The following is a 13431-nucleotide window of genomic DNA, read 5'->3' on the forward strand; positions in this document are numbered from 1 at the left end:
TCAGGCAGGCGCCACAAAACCAGCGACCGAATCGCTTAACCGGACGCGCCGCCTGCAGCCTCTTCATGAACCGTATCAGACGGGCAGACGCGGTTTCTGCCTGCATTTTTAGCGCGGTACAATTGCTCATCCGCCGCAGAGAGCGCTTCTGAGATGAGTTCCCGCACGGGCCGTCCCAGTCCTTTGGCTGTGCTGGCCTGCGCCACGCCGATGCTCACGGTCGCATGAATCGCCTCATTATCGACGCCGACAATGGCCGTGTCTTCAATTTCCCGGCGTAAGCGCTCCATCAGGTCAAGCGCGGCGGCAAAGCCGGTATCTGGGAGCAGAACAGCGAACTCTTCTCCGCCGAAGCGGCAAACCATGTCGCTTTTACGAAGACTGGCGCGGATTTTACCCGCCAGCGTTCGCAGTGCGATATCGCCATTGAGATGCCCGTAAGCGTCATTCAGACGCTTGAAGTAATCGACATCGATCATGGCCGCGCACAGAGGCGACTGCTGACGCCGCGCGCGCTCCAGCTCGGATTCAAATCGATCGTAGAAGCCCCGGCGATTGGCCAGCGACGTCAGCTCGTCGGTGGTCGCAAGCTCCAGCGCCTTTTCCAGCACATGCGCGCGACTCAATGCCAGACCCGTCATCGCAGCGATTTCAACGGCAGTGCGAATCAACTCCGGCGACGGCGCGCGCTCGTCGGTGCGATACAGCGTCAGTACGCCCTGAATTCCCTCGCTGGACTGGCCAGAGACGGGATCCGGGTCTAAAATCGGCAACAGCGCGGCACCCGTCACCCGCAATTGCCGTAAACGGCGCAAGCCGAGCATCTCTTGAGTGGCGCGATCGGCGAGTTGCTCGCCTGAGAGATAGAGATAGCCGCCCGGCCTGGCATCGGCCGACAGCAGGCTCAACAGCGCAGGCAACTCTTTGAGTCGACGGCGTTTACTCTTAAGTCCCGCATGCAAGTAACTGCGAATTTGGCCCTGGCTGTATTCCATGAGGACTTCGGGCGAAATCGTCGCGCTGTCGGCAGACGCGCCACCACGCTCGAAACGAACGTATTGCCCCACGCTAAACCCTAACGAGTCGCAACAAGCCATCAGCGCGCTGGCCAGAACGCTTTCAACGTCCACCGCCGTCATCAGACGCTGGGCGGCGCGCAGGGCCTTTTCGCGCACGGACGCCAGCAGGCGATCTTGCCGACGCGACATCAGGCTGGCAAGCTTGACGGCCAGATAAGGCGCCATCAGCTCCAGCGCGAGTTCGCGCCACAGGGTGGCTTCAGCGCTTTCGTGCGTCGGGGCGGCAATGATCGCCAACCCGGTTAACCGGTCGCCGTCAAACAGATACGCATGTGACACAGGAGCGGCCTGGGCGAGATCTTCCATTGCCTGGGTCGTCACCTGACGCAGTTCGCGAGGCCGGGCGCCCGGGGTGATTAAATCGTTGAGACAGATGTAATGCCCGCTGACGGCGTTAAACCACAGAATGCAATTGACCTGGCTGCGCGTGAAAGACGCCATGGCCGCCAGCAAAGCTTGAATCGCCTGATCCAGGGGCTCAGGCAGGTCGAGATTAAACAGGCGCGCGCAGCGGACTTCTTCCTGCAAGAGGTCGAACGGCATCGCGGCAGCGTCTGCCACCAGAAACGATGACAGGGCCTTACCGGACGGACTTTTAGTTGAATCTGGCATGGCAGTCGCCTCGACGGCAGGCGCGTCGGGAAACGGCGAAAACTGCTGATGGGCGTTGCCAGAGAAGCTGGACGCCATTTTTTCCGTCCCTCGGGGTTTGTAATGGGCGTCGGGATACCAACCATTCCATGACAATAAAACCCATCGCAAGTCAATAATTGTTATATACGTAACAGGAGATGGCAGCTGACGCGGGCCGTCGCCTTCCGTTGTCTGACAAACGTCGCGCCGCCGCCTCCCCCGTCTGAGGGAGCTGCGCGCGCGGCATGGCAACAAATCGCGCCAAACGGGTTTAATGCCACTGAGAGCGTATCATTAGACGCAACGCCGCACTTGAGCGGGGAGGGAAACATCGCCGGAATGGACAGGGTTGCTCTGCCGATTGGCGTCAATGAGAGCGCGTCGCAAGGATCGCCTTTCCCGGCGATAACGATGCCGCCCGTTGCGCCGACCGCCATTCAAGGGCCGGTGGATATTCTGGTGCCCAGCCAGCCGATGCCCGGCGGGCCGTCGGCTGTCATTCGTCCGCGACCGGTGGCGGGCTGGCCTTCGGCCTACCCGGCGGGGGGTTCGCTTCCCCCCAACGCGTACGCGTCGTTTTCGGCGCCGTCGGCGGGAGGCAATATCAACGGCCCCCTGCCAGAAATTCCGCCGCCGTGGATGGCAGCCCCGTATCTGTACGGCATTCATCCGCCGGCGCCGCCGTCTGCCATGACGCCGCCGCCCGCCGTCATGCCGGCGGCCAATCCGCTGGCGCGCGATTCCGCTCCGCCCCCAGAAGCCGCGCCTCCCAAACCCAGTCCGCCAGGCGGAGACGACGCCGCCACGCTCGCCAATCTCGATACCCAATTAAACGGCATCGCCCAGAGCCTACAGTCCGAAAACGCTTCAGAGCCAAGCCAACGGCAGGGGATCTCAACGTCTTTCATCAAGTTTATGACCTCTCATGCCGATCTCACCAAGCCCGGCCATCCCTTGCGCGATAAAATTGGGGCCATTCTTATCAACATGTTGCAGGATCCCGACGGGATAGTCGCCAATGCTGCGCTCACCGTGATTGAATCCGGCGGCTTTTACGAACCAACGGATGAAATGAAGACGCTCGTTCAGAATCTGGCGGCCAGCAACCGCATGGAAGGCATTCTGGCGACGGCCGCCAAAAACGTGCTGGCCAGTTGGCATACGTATACGCCCGCATTTCTGGACGATCCGGCCCAGAAAGCCGCTGATGCAAAACCTGCCAAAGGCTAGGGCTTAAGAAGCCAGCGACTCCGGCGTGGGCGAGGCCCAGCGAGCGGCAACAGGCAAGAGATAGTGCAGACGGCGAGAAGACTGCTCCCACGCAGGGCGCAGCGCCGGGGCGAGCGAGCGACCCAGAGCGCAATGCTCTGCCAGCAGGCGTTGGCGAATGGCGTCAAAGCGCGCGCGATCCGCATCACAGACCAGCGGATTAACCTTCATCACCCGAATCATCAGCGACAAAAGCGGCAATACGCTTTCGAGACGTTGCAAGGGGGTCAGATCAAACAGAAATCCCACCGCCGCCGATGCGTCTTCAACGCGAGGGGTTTCGCTGAGACAATCGAACAGGGCGTCTTTCAGGCCGTTCCATAAAAAGGGATGCGCCAGCAGGCATTTTTCGAGCGCATAGAACGCATGCCCGCCCAACGAGGCAGTTTGCCTGGAAAGCGGCCGCAGCAAATCGCTCGCGCTGATGTTTCGCGCGCGAGGGCCTTCCATCAGGTCGCGGCACAGACGACTTTCGCGCGAGTGCCAGACATCGGCCCATTCAAAATGATACGCCCCATCGACCCACAGCGACCAGCGTTTTTGGGCGCGCCAAGCGTCTTTTCGCCATAACAGCAGATACAGGCGCTGATCGCCGGGCCCCCAGCCCAGCGTCCATTGCGTGGCCGGGGTATGCTCGCACAGCATATTCAGCACATCATCGCATTCCGGGGCCAGACGTCGCCAGCCGACGGCGGCCAGCGCGCTCATTCGCTGGCGAACCGCCGCAAGCGAAATCTCAGGCGGCATGCCAGACACATCGGGTTGCGGCCACTGAATTTGAAAAGGCGACGATGGCATCATGCGACAAACAACCCCCTTATCCGGTCGGATGAATCGCGTTGCGGGCAGCATCCAGATGTTGCAGCCGGCGCCGATAGAGACGCTTAGTGCGAGTGTACGTAAAAGCGGCGAAAAATCCAGATAAGCCGGTGGCGACAACGCGACGCGCTCCCGAGAACTGGAAGCGCGTCGTCGTCATTTGCAAAGCCCTCAGCGATTACTGCTGCAAGTCGTTCATCGGCTGGGGCGCGTTTTTCGGGGTCTCGGCCATTGCCTGCAACACGTGCAGCACCGGCGCGCTGGCCCGAACCTTGCCGTCGGCGACGCCTTGCGCGATCGCTCTGGCCACGTCCACATCGACGCCCGCTTCCGTCAGGTAGAGTTTGACGTGACGGTAGGCTTCCTCGGTCGTGTCGCCCGCGTGGCGGTGACGGTGGTACTCGCCCAACGCCATCGCAAGGATCTCTTCAGTCACGGGCAGGTATTGCGAGCTCATGAACATCTCGACGCGGTTAAGGCGAAGGATCATGCGGTATTCCGGCGGCGGGGGCAACGGACGTTCCTCCTGGAACAGACCCAGCAGGTCGTAATCGTAGGCCCGGGCGCGCGGCGTGGCGATCGGCGGACGCGGCAGGGTGAAGTCATCCGGGAATTCAGACCCCTGATGCGACGGATCGTTGGGATTCACGTCGGGCTCGTCGTTGTTTGGGCCCGCATCACAGGCGACGGTCTCAACTGCGGTGCGCGTACGGCCGCGGCTGTCGAGGATTTGCTGGCCCGTCACGAGATAGGCGTGACCGCCATTGTCCTGGATATGACGCATCGTGGTTTGCAGGGCCTGCGGCGGATTAGGATCGGCGAGAATCCCGGCGACGTCGACTTCAACGCCATTGAGGAAAGAGCCGTCCGCGACGCCGAACTGGTTATTGCCGGCGATGTAAATGCGCCCGTCGCAGCTATCGCCGCATCCCTGCACATTCATGCTGCCGATATTGATCGCCGACTCGGCCATCGTCGGATCGATGCTGGTGAGCAGCGTGGTCACGCCGGGCGTCAGCGCGGTGTCGCTGAAGCCGAACAGAGGCGCGCTGCCGAGTCCGGGAACGTTGGCGCCGCGAGCGTTGTTGGATTGATCGCTGTCGCCCGCCGTCAGCAGGACGCGTCCACCGCGATGCCCGCCGCGCGCTTCGATTGCGCCGAAGTTGACCGCAACGTTATCGGCGTGAAGACGCGCATACCCGGCGCTGCCGTAAACCGCATTGGCCTGAATCCGGGCGTTGGCGGCATTGATGGCGTACTGACCTGCAGCGGCCAGAATTTCGCCGCCCTGATCGTTGCCCGTAGCGGAGATCAAGCCGTTGTTGATGAGATTGCCATCGGCGATCAGTTCGATACGGCCTGCGCTGTCTTGCGCATCAACGGCGATCGACGCGTTATTGACGAGATTCGCGCCTGCTTTGGCCAGAATCGCGCCGCCGTGGAAAGCCGCCGGATTGGTGGCAACCGGGGCGTTGACGATAAGATCGCCGCCCGCCGCCAGCAGAACCGCGCCGGGATTGGCGCCGGTCGTGACGATGGCGTGATCAACCGTCAATGCTGCGTTGGAAGCCAGGCTCACCGCATCCACAACCGACAACGGAGCCGCCGTAGCAAGCGCGCCTTTGCTGGCAACCGTCAGCGTACGCAGGGCGCTATGGCCTGCATTATCCAGCGACAGAGCCGAACCGGAAATGTCGGTGACGACCAGATGCCCGGCATCGCTCGCAACTGACGTCGCGCCGCCGGCCAGATGATGGATATCGCGAACCACCGCGTTGGCAAGGCGATCCGTCAGCGCCGGATTGGCGTGCGGGTCTGCGCTCAACAGAATGGCGACGCCGTCATGAAGAATCAGCTCATCGCCCTGGGTTTGCAGGATCGCTTGATTCACCGGCGTGGCAGAAGGAGCCGTAGGCGCAATCGGGGCCACCGGAGCCAGCGCGCCCACGGGCGTCTGATCCAGAGCGGCGTTAGCGAGTTTCAGGCCTGCGCCGGTTTCCAGACGGTGCACGCTTTGGGCCAGCGCGTCAGCAGTCGAATTCTCTAAAGAATTGGCGCGAGACGCAGCGGTCGCAGAGCCTTCTGCCGCATAGACGGCTTTAGACAGAGCTTTCGCCAGACGGCCGGTGGTAATGGCGTCCGCATGGGCGCTGGCAGAACCCTTGGCGCCCGTTTCGGCATTAGCCGTGGCATAGGATTTGGCGGCGTCGCCCCACTGGGTAGCGGAATCCGCTTTGGCGCGAGCGTTGGACACGCCGTAGTCGCCGCTGAGGGCGTTCGCCGTCGCATTGGCGACCTTACTCCAACCGCGGGTCACGATGGCATCGGCCTGAGCGTTAGAAACGCCCGCCAGACCGGTTTTCGCTGAACTCAGCGCATTGGCGGACTTGTCGCGGTTGATGGATTCGGCGCGGCTAATGGCGTCGGCCGTTCCGAAATCGCCGCTCACCGCATTGGCCGTAGCATCAGCGCGATCGATCAATGATTTGGCATTGGCCGTGGCGCTGGAATGACCGGCAAGCGTCGTGGAAGCGTTGGCAAACGCCTGACTCAGCCAGTTGCCATCAGCATTGGCAATCGCAATGGCCGTGCCAAACTGTCCGGCGATGGCATTGGCTTCCGCCAGCGGATCGATAGCGACGTTGCCATGCTGTTTGGCGTTGGAAGTCGCCGTGGCGGTTCCGCCGTTGCACACATTGACAAACGTTTTGGCGTGAACCCAGTCTTCGCCGTCAGCGTTGGCCGTGGCGTTGATGGTCGAGAACAGGCCCGCCGCGCCGGTCGCCTGGGCGACAGCGTCGGTTTTTTCAGAGAAAGCGTTCGCCGTCACGCGACCGATGGAGACGTCTCCCAGCGTGGTATCAGCCTTGGCAACAGCGCCTTGGCAGCCAGAGGCGTCAGCCGTGGTCTTGGCGTTGGCCGTGGTGAGCGTCTCGCTGAAATCGCCCGCCTGGGTCACGGCATTGGCGCTCGCCGAGCGGAGGGCTTCGGCGCCAGCGTTGGCCGTGGCGTGGGCAAAATCGCCCGTGGCGGCGAACGACGTCGCGACGGCCTGATTCACCCCTTGGGCATAGGCGTTTGCAGTGGCGTCGCCTGCGTGGCCCGCAACCCCGTCGTGGGCGCTGTAAATCTGAGACGCTTCAAACGAGGCGGGATTCGGGGCCACAACCGCGCCTGACGCGCCGCCAAGGCCGCCTTCACCAGCAACGGCTTTGGCGATGGCGCCCGCGTCTGCCGTCGTGCTAAGGGCATTGGCGAGGGCCGTGGCAGAACCGCCCAGACCGCCAGCGCCGCCGTTGGCGCTCACCGAGCCGCCGCCCACGGGATTCGCTGCGCCGCTGAAAACAATCAAACCGCCTTGACCGCCCGCGCCGCCGTCGCCGCCCAGGGCTTCGGCGCTGGCCAGTTGCAGGCCGGAGCCGCTGGCCATATCTGTAGCGGAAGCGCTAGCCCCGGCGCCGCCCGCGCCGCCGATGGCCTCAATGGCGCCTGAGTTACGAATGGTCTCGCCTGCCGCGACGGTGACCACGCCGCCCTGACCGCCAGCGGCGCCGTCACGGGCCGAGACATTGGCAAGCGTGCCTTGAGCATCGCCCAATGCAGTGGGCATCACCACGTTATCGGCATCTGCCAGCGTAACGGGAACGAGCGCATCGCCGCCCGCGCCGCCATTGGCTTCCACGCGACCCGAAGACAGAATATCGCCCAACGCGTTCAGCGTAATCAGACCGCCGTCGCCGCCGACGCCGGGAACTTCAAAGCTCACGACGGGACTATCGAAGCCGTCCGCGCCATTGGCGCGCATCACGCCGTCATGATGAATGTCATTGACAGCCGAAACCAGAATCGCGCCGCCTTTGCCTCCCGCAACCGAAGCGCTGTCGCCCGCGCCGCCGTTAGCAATGATTTGCCCGGTAACGCTGACGCGCACATCGCCATCATGGGCGAGGGCGCCATTCATCAGGGCGTCGCGGCGCGCGATGAGGGCATTGGCTTCACTCTGGCTGAAGACGTCTTCGGCCAACGGCAGGCCGGCTTGCGTGGTCGAGAAAGCGCGCACGCTATCGAGCGTACATTCAAAACAGTTATCGGCGTTGCCTTGCGCCACCAGGCGAATCACGCCGCCTTCAGCAGAGGCGCTCAGGCCGTTGGCCTTTACAAGACCGTCGACGTTGACCATCGCGCCTTCGACGTCAATCAGGCCGCTTTCCAGCGCGCCCATGACCTTACCCGAGGCGTCCAGCACCGCCGAGCGCTGAATATCCACCAAGTCGCCCGCGCGCACCGTGATACGGCCGCCCACGCCATCAAGCCCCTTCGCCTCCGTAATAGAATTGGGCGCAAAGACGGCAGAGCCGGTGTTAATGCTAATAGAGCCGCCGTTGCGGCCATTGGCGTAAATGGCGCCATTCTGATACAGCATGGCGGAATCAATAAAAACGCGTCCGCCATTGCCCGCATAACCGCCCTTGCCCATCAGGGCGCTGACGTCGATGGTCCCATCGATGCGCACCACGCTGCCGGGCGCAGAAAAGAGCATGGTCCCGCCGTTACCGGACAGTCCGCCATTGGCATTGACTTCGAGGCCGCGCACCGTCGTGTCGGCTTTCACCCACAGGCCGCCGGATCCCGTGTTGACGAAGGTCGTTTTGCTATCCGCCGTGTTGTAATACGTGCCGCCTTGCACGATTTGCCCGTTATTCCAGGAGTTGGTGTCGCCAGGGGCCGCAAACGCCTGCAAACTGGCGTTTGAGACGAAGAACGACGCAGCCAGAAGGCCGGTGGTCACGGAGTATTTGAGGACGGGACGGAAGGGACGGCGCATAGGTCGGTTCCTTTCGGTATTGGCGGTAAAACTGGAAGGATTCAAAACGGGCCTAGAACCCAGCATGGATCTGATGCAAATGATATATACTTTTCATGAGAACAAAAACGCCGCGCGCTTAAAAATTGTTTAATTGATAAAAATAATGTCGCAACTGTAACAAATCGCGCAGACACCCACGGCGTCGGTCAACAAAACGCCAAGCCCTCAGTCTATCACGGAGCCATTGCCGCTGGCGCGGGCAAAACGGCGCGATCTTCTTAAAAAGTTACGGCTGCGAATACGTATGCACGCTTTGGCGCGCAGAAGGCAGATAATTCACCCCAAACCAGCACAGCAGCAGAGCAAGAAAGGCCCCCGCCAAAAAGCGGCGCGCCAGAGTCAGATTCCCGGCGTATCGCGCACGCAGGTGCAGATGCGTCAGATAAGCGGCCCACGTTAAAAACGCCCAGGTCTCTTTGGGATCCCACGTCCAGTAATGCCCCCATGCTTCTTTGGCCCAAAACGCCCCGAATAACAGGCCAAGCGTTAACAGCGCAAACCCAACGCCAATCGCCTCGTCAGAGCGTCTCAGCGCGTCGTCGTTTCGGGCAAAACGAGGCAGACAAACCACGCTGCCCAGAGTCAGGAAGGCGTACGCCAGCAAATAGACCGTCACATGCGGAATAAACCAGACGCTTTGCAGCGCAGGCATCAGGGTTTTATCCAGCGTTTCGGGGTGAAGGGCTGTGATGACAAGAAACAGCAGCGACAGCGCCACCGCATAAAGCATTGGCCAGCGTAAACGCCATTGACGACTCAGAAAAATCGCAATGAGCGGCAGCATCAGGGCGTACATCAGGCGCGTTTCACCCAGCGTCCGCAAGGGAGGACGATCCATCGACGTCCACAGGGCGATGATCCATACGCCGAGCAAGGCAACGCCTGCGCCATTCAGCGCAAGCCCCCATCGCGCGCGCTGAGGCCGCTCGCTATGGAATAACCACAGACCCGCGCCCCAGATTGCCGCTAACAGCGCCGTCAGCGCGGGCAGCGTCCGCCAGAGATCATGCGGCATCGTCAGACCCTCGCATTAAAGCCAGCGCGGCCCCGGCCAGCATAAGAACCAGCCCGGCGTAAACCACCGGCAGCCACGGATCGCGAATGGCTTCCAGCACGCTGATGGATTGCCCCATGCCCAGCGGCTGCTCGTAGCTCTTTTGATACAGCCGCCAGCCGTTAATCGACAGCGGATGATTCACCTCGACGCGGGCAGCGCGCGGCGCAGCGGCCGGCGACTCGCGCACAATCAGGCGAGAGGCGTAACGCTTGGGACGCGCCTCCGCCATGGCGAGCCCCACGCCGTCAAGGGTCAGCACCTGCGGCAGGCTCGTCGCCCCACCTCGGGTAATCCAGCCCGAACGAATGCCAGGCGCTGCGTTTGGCTTCTGAGGCTCGCGGGACGTCGCCTCCATGGTTTTGACCAGCGTCGCATACGCCGCCGGAGCGTCTGAGGGGCGATCGCTGGCAATAAACGTCAATTGGCCTGATCGCACATCGCGCGCCCAGCGGCCATGGGCGCGAACCGGGCCCAGCATCGCCTGATACCGCGCGCCCTGATACGCGATCGAGAACGTCGCTCCAGGCGCAATCGCTTCGCCCGCGCGCGATTGCCCCGCCAGCGGCTCGCCGCTTGCTGCGGATAGCCATAGGGCCGTGGGCGGGTACTCGTCGAGTTCAAACGCCTGAAGATACGCCTCAAACGGCAGCGGAAAAACGCGCCCGGCGCTATCAGCGCCCACATGCGAGGCCTGCCCCTCGGGCAACGCCATATCCAGACGCCGAAGGTCTCCCGCCCCGAACAGCGCAGCAGCAATCGTCACCCACACGCCCAGATGGCTCAGTGAAGTTGCCATCCAACGGCGGCTTCGCCACGAGAAGTTCTTAAGAATCGTCCAGCCCAGGCACGCCAGCAGCAGCAGCGTCATCAGCGCAAAGGGCCACGACTGGAACATTTGATGCCATCCCCAGCCTTTCAGTAACGCCGGAAGCGCCACATCCGGCGTCTGGGGAACAACGCCGCCGACAACAGCCATGGCCATCAACGCGCCGAAGACGCACAGGGCAAAGGGCACGCTCGTCACCCATTCGCCCAGAGCCGTCTTGCGTACGACGCGATAGCTCAGCGTCAGCGCCAACACGAATGCCCCCAGCGTCACGGCGTTCCACGGCCAGTTCAAAGGCGGCGCAGAACCCTTCATCGTCTGCAGCAGGGTTCCCGCCGACCAGACGCCTGCGGCAAGCGCTGCCGCCTGCGCATAGCCATACGGCGGCAGCCAGAAATTATCGCGTCGAGGCGAAGGCGCCGTCATCAGGGATGCCGCTTCGCGTTAGGGGCGAGGGCAGGGGAAGTAGAAGGGGCGGTGGAAGGGGCATACGAGGCCGCCTTGCCATCAGCCGACTGCGGCGGCGATGCGTAACCCGCCTGACGCGCGGCGGCGTCATGATCCCACTGCGGGGCGACGGTTTTCAGGAAGGCTGCCTTCTCGGCGTGCAGTTGCTTCATATCCAGCCCGATATAGGCCTGCGCCTTCTCCAGCGTGGACAGATCCGGCATCGCTACCGGCTGCGGGCGGCCATGGGCGACCAACACGCTACGAATCTCGCGGCGAGCGCCTTCGGCCTTGGCAATCGAATTGCCCAGCACGCGCGCGGCTTCCAGCGGGGAGTGGAAACCCACGGCATTGGCCGCAGCGACCCAATCCCAGCGCCATTGCGCCTGACGAATGAGCAACAGGGACGGCTTCATTTCGGCTTCGGTCGCCCCGGCGTCCCAGGCGGCTTTGGCTTCGATATGCGCGCGCGTCAGGCTTTCTTCAGCCAGTTTACGCAGTTCGGTGATTTTATCCTGACGGTCGTAGACGTTTTTCATCAGCGTGGCCTCGCTTTCGCGGTGGCACACGCCGCAGGAGTTAGCGATATTGCGCAGGGGGCTGGCAATCTGGTGGTCGGTGAATTTCACGCCGCCCTCGCTGCGATACGGCATGTGGCAATCGGCGCACGAGACGCCGCGCTGCGCGTGGATGCCCGTCATATACAGCTCAAAATCGGGGTGTTGCGCCTTGAGCATCGGCGCGCGGCTAAGTTTATGCACCCAGTCGACATGCTTGACATCAATCTGATCGTAATAGCGCTCCATATCCTCGGCGGAAAACCCTTTATCCCACGGGAACGTCAGATATTTGCCCTTGCCCTTGAAGTAATACTCCACGTGGCATTGGGCGCAAACCAGCGAGCGCATCTCCTGATGCGTGGCTTGCCGGATATCGCCGCCTCGGCGCTGCCAGGCTTCAATCAGGGCAGGGCGCGTGATTCGCAGATTCATGGTTTTCGGGTCGTGGCAGTCCTGGCAGCCGATGGGATTGACCACCTGCGAGCCCAGATCTTTCCACGTGCTGTGATAAAACTTTTCCGGGCCCATTTCTTTCATCAGGCGGGGGACATCCGTGCTTTTGCACGTCCAGCAGGTGCCCGGCTGCGGCTGATTGGTGCGCAGCGTGTTGCGAATATCCTGAATAGCCCAGTAATGGCCGCGCGCCTGCTTGTAATCCTTGGAGAAGGCGTAGCCGGCCCATAAGACCGCCAGTTGCGGCGTGTGCTTCAGGATGTCGACTTCTTTAGAACCCGCATGTTTACTGGCGAAATCGGTTTCTTTGGTTTTGACGTAAGTTTCAAATTCGCGCGGATAATACTGCCCCCAGACCTCGTTGCGCGGCTCCCAATCGGGCAGCGGACGGGTCTGCTGCACCAGAATACTCTCCTGGCGCCGCTCCATAATCGAGGCGCCGAACAGACCGACGAGAAACGTCAGCGCAATGGTGGCGCCAAACAGCGCCCACCCCACCCACGGACGTTCGGCGACCAGTTGACTGAGCTTGCTAAGGCGCATCATGGGCAGTCTCTCCTTGCAAATTTTTCTCTCGATACGATAAAGAGGGCGCCGCGGCGTTCATATCGGCCTGATCCCGCTGACGACGCAGGAACGCGTCGACCCATGCGGGAACCGGCCGACTCAGACCCGGCGTTTTGACGTTAGGCGTCGCCGACAGGCTGCTGGCGCGTCCGTGCGGCGTCTCGCGATGACAACTCCAGCAGAGGCGCTCGGTATCGTGCATCCGCAACGAGCGATCGCCTGCGGCCTTGGTTTTATCCAGCCCCGAAAATAACGGCGCATGGCAGCGGATGCAATTCTCCTGAACCACGCGGGCCCCGTCTTCATGCATGCGAATCACCTGGGGCTCGAGCCGGAAGGTATACATGAAGGCATGACGGCTGCCGTCCTTGCCCTTGAAAAAATACTTCTTGATGAGGCTATCGTGCGGCACATGGCAATCGTTGCAGACCGCCACGCGCCCATGACTGCCGCGCTGCCAGGTCGCGTACTGCGGATTCATAATATGGCAGTTAATGCACACCGCCGGATCGTCGGACAGATACGACGTAAAATTCGCCAGATGCGCCGCCAGCGCCAGTAGACCCAGCAGCACGCCGATCGTCGCTAGAACCGGCAGACGCCACGCAGGCGGCGGCAGGAAATAATCCAGCCACGTTTGCAGCCGTTGAGACAAACGGGAGAAAGACAGCACAGCCCGCAGACCTTCAAAAAACGCAGCCGAGAAACTCAAGCCATCAGAAGCGATTGTGACGACCGCTATTTCACGGCGGTTTTTCAGCCAAAACGGCCGTCCCATGGCATTGTTAACATACTGGTATCAAGCGTCTGGACCAGCATACCAGACAACGCGCGCCAAGGGAATTGACTTAGGT

At 62.0% G+C, this 13431-nt stretch carries 9 protein-coding genes; 1 reads left to right on the forward strand and 8 read right to left on the reverse strand.

Translation table 11 applies throughout. The annotated features are described in order from the left end of the window. Positions 1-35 precede the first annotated feature (35 nt). Complete coding sequence (locus tag IPK79_02375; GenBank protein ID MBK8189275.1) at positions 36-1769, reverse strand: GGDEF domain-containing protein; 1734 nt, start codon at positions 1767-1769, stop codon at positions 36-38. 282 nt (positions 1770-2051) lie between these two features. Between IPK79_02375 and IPK79_02380 the strand changes: the two genes are divergently transcribed. Next, entirely contained in the window at positions 2052-2942 is an 891-nt protein-coding gene (locus IPK79_02380; protein MBK8189276.1) for a hypothetical protein, read from the forward strand. Positions 2943-2945: 3 nt separating this feature from the next. Here the strand turns inward: IPK79_02380 and IPK79_02385 are convergent, their stop codons facing one another. The 7 genes from IPK79_02385 to nrfH all read right to left on the reverse strand — a co-directional run bounded on the left by IPK79_02385 (position 2946) and on the right by nrfH (position 13355). After that, on the reverse strand, positions 2946-3782 hold the full coding sequence (locus IPK79_02385) for a hypothetical protein (GenBank protein ID MBK8189277.1): 837 nt from the start codon (positions 3780-3782) through the stop codon (positions 2946-2948). A 16-nt stretch (positions 3783-3798) separates the two neighbouring features. Next, positions 3799-3960, reverse strand: coding sequence for a hypothetical protein (locus tag IPK79_02390; protein ID MBK8189278.1), 162 nt, complete (start codon positions 3958-3960; stop codon positions 3799-3801). 18 nt (positions 3961-3978) lie between these two features. Then, the gene (locus tag IPK79_02395; GenBank protein MBK8189279.1) at positions 3979-8625 is read right to left on the reverse strand and encodes a hypothetical protein; all 4647 of its coding nucleotides are present in this window, start codon (positions 8623-8625) and stop codon (positions 3979-3981) included. Positions 8626-8893: 268 nt separating this feature from the next. Further along, a complete protein-coding gene (gene ccsA / locus IPK79_02400; protein MBK8189280.1) occupies positions 8894-9682 on the reverse strand; it encodes a cytochrome c biogenesis protein CcsA in 789 nt (262 codons plus the stop codon). Then, positions 9672-10976 carry a cytochrome c biogenesis protein ResB gene (locus tag IPK79_02405; protein MBK8189281.1) on the reverse strand — a complete coding sequence of 435 codons (1305 nt, stop codon included), beginning with the start codon at positions 10974-10976 and terminating at the stop codon, positions 9672-9674. The genes ccsA and IPK79_02405 overlap by 11 nt, the downstream gene beginning before the upstream one ends. Beyond that, positions 10976-12553: an ammonia-forming cytochrome c nitrite reductase gene (nrfA, locus tag IPK79_02410; GenBank protein MBK8189282.1), complete on the reverse strand. Its 1578-nt coding sequence runs from the start codon at positions 12551-12553 to the stop codon at positions 10976-10978. Before nrfA ends, IPK79_02405 begins: the two co-directional genes overlap by 1 nt. Continuing rightward, positions 12543-13355 (reverse strand): cytochrome c nitrite reductase small subunit, encoded by an 813-nt coding sequence (nrfH, locus tag IPK79_02415; protein ID MBK8189283.1) that lies wholly within the window; start codon positions 13353-13355, stop codon positions 12543-12545. The genes nrfA and nrfH overlap by 11 nt, the downstream gene beginning before the upstream one ends. Between the last annotated feature and the right edge of the window lie 76 nt (positions 13356-13431).

Source organism: Vampirovibrionales bacterium (genome assembly GCA_016712355.1).
In the GTDB taxonomy this organism is placed as follows: Bacteria; Cyanobacteriota; Vampirovibrionia; order Vampirovibrionales; family Vampirovibrionaceae; genus JADJRF01.

Bases quoted from the DNA above. Each gene is read 5' to 3' on its own strand.
- IPK79_02375 (MBK8189275.1), bottom strand. From the start codon at position 1,769: ATGGCGTCCAGCTTCTCTGGCAACGCCCATCAGCAGTTTTCGCCGTTT.
- IPK79_02380 (MBK8189276.1), top strand. From the start codon at position 2,052: ATGGACAGGGTTGCTCTGCCGATTGGCGTCAATGAGAGCGCGTCGCAA.
- IPK79_02385 (MBK8189277.1), bottom strand. From the start codon at position 3,782: ATGATGCCATCGTCGCCTTTTCAAATTCAGTGGCCGCAACCCGATGTG.
- IPK79_02390 (MBK8189278.1), bottom strand. From the start codon at position 3,960: ATGACGACGACGCGCTTCCAGTTCTCGGGAGCGCGTCGCGTTGTCGCC.
- IPK79_02395 (MBK8189279.1), bottom strand. From the start codon at position 8,625: ATGCGCCGTCCCTTCCGTCCCGTCCTCAAATACTCCGTGACCACCGGC.
- ccsA (MBK8189280.1), bottom strand. From the start codon at position 9,682: ATGCCGCATGATCTCTGGCGGACGCTGCCCGCGCTGACGGCGCTGTTA.
- IPK79_02405 (MBK8189281.1), bottom strand. From the start codon at position 10,976: ATGACGGCGCCTTCGCCTCGACGCGATAATTTCTGGCTGCCGCCGTAT.
- nrfA (MBK8189282.1), bottom strand. From the start codon at position 12,553: ATGCGCCTTAGCAAGCTCAGTCAACTGGTCGCCGAACGTCCGTGGGTG.
- nrfH (MBK8189283.1), bottom strand. From the start codon at position 13,355: ATGGGACGGCCGTTTTGGCTGAAAAACCGCCGTGAAATAGCGGTCGTC.